Annotated in this window: 2 protein-coding genes and 1 pseudogene; 1 reads left to right on the top strand and 2 read right to left on the bottom strand. The window is 62.5% G+C overall.

Features of this window, described 5'->3' with window-relative positions; translation table 11 throughout:
• Together EOC06_RS33910 and EOC06_RS33905 are read right to left on the bottom strand one after the other, a co-directional pair.
• Positions 1-274, bottom strand: a pseudogene (locus EOC06_RS33910) (EamA/RhaT family transporter); the annotation flags it as partial.
• Positions 271-2,577, bottom strand: a complete 2,307-nt coding sequence (locus EOC06_RS33905) for a xanthine dehydrogenase family protein molybdopterin-binding subunit (protein ID WP_128309853.1) — start codon at positions 2,575-2,577, stop codon at positions 271-273. The gene EOC06_RS33905 and the pseudogene EOC06_RS33910, both read right to left, overlap by 4 nt.
• A 156-nt stretch (positions 2,578-2,733) precedes the next feature.
• On the opposite strand from EOC06_RS33905, the gene pepN reads away from it, so the two are divergent.
• On the top strand, positions 2,734-4,078 hold a 1,345-nt coding region (pepN, locus tag EOC06_RS33900; protein WP_128309852.1), incomplete at its 3' end, for an aminopeptidase N.

Raw genomic sequence — 4,078 nt, 5'->3', positions numbered from 1 at the left:
GGCCGCGGGCGATGTGGTTGAACGGACGGTTGGTGGTGAAGGCAGTGCCGAGTTCTTTCCTGAAGGCCAGGAAGGCGATGATCGGGAAGATAGCGAAGAAAGAGCGGAAGAAGACAATCTGGCCGGCCGGAACCGTGCCTGCGGCTTTGATGCAGGTCTGCATGCCGACGAAGACCGCCACCGACACGATCTTGAACATGATGCCGGTTAGCGTGTCGTGCCCGCCGGCATCACCGCCGGCTGTGGCCGGGGGGCTGCCGCGGCCTGCTGTCACGCTCCCGACGCTTCTCGGATGGTCGCCCAGATACGCGCCGGCGTTGCCGGCATGTCGATGTGCTTGACGCCATAGGCGCGCCAGAGCGCGTCAGTCACCGCATTGAGTGCCGCCGGCGTCGAGCCGATGGTGCCGGCCTCGCCCGCGCCCTTGATGCCGAGTGCATTGGTGGTCGAAGGCACGTTGCGGGTCTCGAAATGGAAGAACGGGAAATTGTCTGCGCGCGGCATGGCGTAATCCATGAAGCTCGCCGTCAAAAGCTGTCCGTCCTCGCCATAGATGGTGTCCTCGGTCAGTGCCTGGCCGATGCCTTGCACGACGCCGCCATGCACCTGGCCGGCGAGCAGGATCGGGTTCACGGTGACGCCGAAATCGTCGACGATGGTGTAGCGGACGATCTCGGTCGCGCCGGTGTCGGGATCGATCTCGACCTCGCAGATATGAGTGCCGTTGGGATAGGTGCATTCGTCCTGCACGAACTCGCCAAAGCCCTTGAGATCATCCGGCGTCTTGGCGGCCTTGGCGATGGCGGAAAAATCGATCGAGCGATCGGTGCCGACGATGCGGGCAACACCATCAGACAGCTCAATGTCGCCGGCCGAGGCTTCAAGCTCGTCGGCGGCGATGCGCTTGATCTTGTTGGCCAGATCCTCGCCCGCGCGGGAAGCCGATACACCCCCCAGCGGTATGGAGCGCGAGCCGCCGGTGCCGCCGCCGGCTTTCAATTCATCGGTATCGCCCTGGCGGACATGGATCTTGTCGATGTCGAGATTGAGCTTTTCCGACAGGAACTGGGCATAGGCGGTGGCGTGCCCCTGTCCGTTGGTCTGGGTGCCGATCTTCAGCGTCACCGTGCCATCGCCGTTGAGTTCGACGAAGGCCGGTTCGGAGCCCGGAAAGGCACAGGCCTCGATATAGGTCGCCATGCCGAGGCCGCGGATTTTTCCGCCGGCCTTCGATTGCGCCAGCCGCTCGGGAAACGCTTTCCATTCGGATTGCTCAATAGCGCGCTCCATATGGCCTTCGAATTCACCGGTGTCGTAGAGGCGGCCGGTTTGCGTCCGGTAGGGAAATTGCTCCGGCCGGATGAAGTTGCGGCGGCGTATCTCCTCGACAGGCAGGCCGAGATCGTGGGCGCAGGCATCGACCAGCTTTTCCAGCAGGAAGGCTGCTTCCGGACGGCCGGCACCGCGATAGGCATCGACCGGGCAGGTGTTGGTGTAGAGGCCGGTCACCGAGACGTCGAGCGCCTGGATATCGTAGACACCGGTCGACATGGTGACGCCGATATAGGGGATGAACGGGCCGTATTGCGAGATATAGGCGCCGATGTTGGCGAGCAGGTCCACCTTCATGCCGAGAAAGCGGCCGTCCTTGTCCAGCGCCATCTCAGCCGTGACGACATTGTCGCGGCCTTGCGCGTCGGTCAGGAAGTGCTCCGTGCGGTCACCGGCCCATTTCACCGGGCGGCCAAGCCGCTTTGCCGCTTCCAGCACCAGCGGATATTCGCGGTAGACGAAGCTCTTCGGCCCGAAACCACCGCCGACATCAGGCGTGATGACGCGCAGCTGGTCCTTCTTGATCTTGAACACGCTGGCCAGGATATACTGCATGGAGTGCACGCCTTGCGACCCGGTGGTCAGCACGAAGCGCTTCTCCTCGACGTTCCATTCGCCGATCGCGGAGCGCGGCTCCATGTAGTTGCACACCAGCCGGTTGTTGACGAACTCGATGCGGGTGACATGGGCGGCCTTGGCGAAAGCCGCTTCGCTCTTTTTCTTGTCGCCCATGTGGTAGCTGAAGGCGCGGTTGGAACCAAGCTCCGGCCAGACCAGCGGCGTGCCTTCGGCCAATGCCGTTGCCGTCCCGGAGGCCGCATCTTCGCCGTCATAGTCGACATCGATCAGTTCGGCGGCATCCTGCGCCAAGGCTCGGCTGTCGGCGACGACGAAGGCAATGGCATCGCCGACATAGTTGACGCGGTCGCCGCACAGGATCGGGATGTCGCGCGTCGGAGCCTTGGTGCCGTCCGGCTGTTCCTGCATGACGCCGGATTTCAGATCGCCGAGATGGGCAAGATCCTTGCCGGTCAGCACCAGATGGACGCCAGGTGCCGTCTTCGCCGCCTCGGTCGAACCGATGGTGAAGCTGGCCTTGGCGACCGGCGAGCGCAGGACATAGCCATGCAGGACGCCAGCCGGCTGGATGTCGTCGGTATAGCGGCCCTGGCCCTGGATGAAGGCGGCATCCTCGCGCCGCAGCACGGATGCGCCCATGCCGAATTTCGGTGTGACGACGGTCATGGGTGCCTCGTGATGATGACAGGAGAAGGAACGCCTGAAATAGGCATTACCTCAGTTTTGTCGAGGGGCCGTTTCGTGTAAAGAGCGCGGACTTCAAATTTCTTGGACCAGCGGACACAATCCGCCGCCAACGCAATCGACAGGAAAACCCACGGAATGCGCACGGACACCGGCCAGGTCTTCAAACTCGAAGACTATCGCCCCAACGACTACCTCATTCCGAAAACCGACCTTACCTTCCGCCTTTCGCCAGACGCAACGCGTGTCACCGCCGTCCTCACGATAGAGCGCCGTGACGACGTCTCCGTGTCGGCACCGTTGGTGCTCGACGGCGACGGGCTGACGCTTAAGCGCATCGAGATCGACGGCAAGAAGATAAAACCGGCGGATCTGCTGGCGACGCCTGACCAGCTGACCATCCTCAAGCCACCGGCGGCGCGTCGCTTCCAGTTGCTCATCGAGACCGAGGTGGCGCCGGCGGGCAACGAAGCCCTGATGGGCCTCTACCGCTCGAGCCATGTCTACTGCACGCAATGCGAAGCGGAGGGCTTTCGCCGCATCACCTATTTTCTCGATCGTCCCGACATCCTGTCCGTCTACACGGTGCGCATAGAAGCAATGCGTGACGAAGCGCCGCTGCTCCTGTCCAACGGCAACCTGGTCGACAGGGTCGACCTCGGCGACGGCTGGCACTATGCAGTGTGGCACGACCCTTTCCCCAAGCCATCCTATTTGTTCGCGCTGGTGGCCGGCAATCTCGGCCAGCTTGCAGACAGTTTCGTCACGCTGTCGGGCCGCACGGTCGAACTCGGCATCTATGTCGAGCCCGGCAAGGAGAAGCTGGCCGGCTACGCGATGGATGCCCTGAAGCGGTCGATGAAATGGGACGAAGAGGCATTCGGCCGCGAATACGATCTCGACGTCTTCAACATCGTCGCCGTGTCAGACTTCAACATGGGAGCGATGGAGAACAAGGGCCTCAACATCTTCAACGACAAATATGTGCTGGCCGACCGGGAGACCGCGACGGACGCCGATTTCGCCAATATCGAGGCGATCATCGCGCATGAGTATTTCCACAATTGGACAGGCAACAGAATCACTTGCCGCGACTGGTTCCAGCTCTGCCTGAAGGAAGGCCTGACGGTTTTCCGCGACCACGAATTCTCCGCCGACCAGCGCTCGCGCGCGGTCAAGCGCATCGCCGAAGTGCGCACCTTGCGCGCCCACCAGTTTCCCGAGGACCAGGGCCCACTGGCGCATCCAGTGCGGCCGCGCCGCTACCGCGAGATCAACAATTTCTACACCGCCACGGTCTACGAGAAGGGCTCTGAAGTGGTGCGCATGATCCGCACAATTCTCGGTGCCGACGTCTTTCGCGCCGGCATGGACCTCTATTTCGAGCGGCACGACGGTGACGCGGCGACGATCGAGGATTTCATCAAGGTGTTCGAGGATGCGTCCGGCCGCGACCTGTCGCAGTTCGCGCTCTGGTATCATC

This window comes from Mesorhizobium sp. M7A.F.Ca.MR.362.00.0.0 (genome assembly GCF_004023175.1).
Taxonomy (GTDB): domain Bacteria; phylum Pseudomonadota; class Alphaproteobacteria; order Rhizobiales; family Rhizobiaceae; genus Mesorhizobium.
The sequence above is the reverse complement of the archived record's forward strand: the minus strand, read 5'-3'. Positions and strand labels throughout refer to the sequence as shown.

What these genes read in the sequence shown, in the direction of transcription:
- EOC06_RS33905 (WP_128309853.1), bottom strand. Translation starts at nt 2,577, where the DNA reads ATGACCGTCGTCACACCGAAATTCGGCATGGGCGCATCCGTGCTGCGG.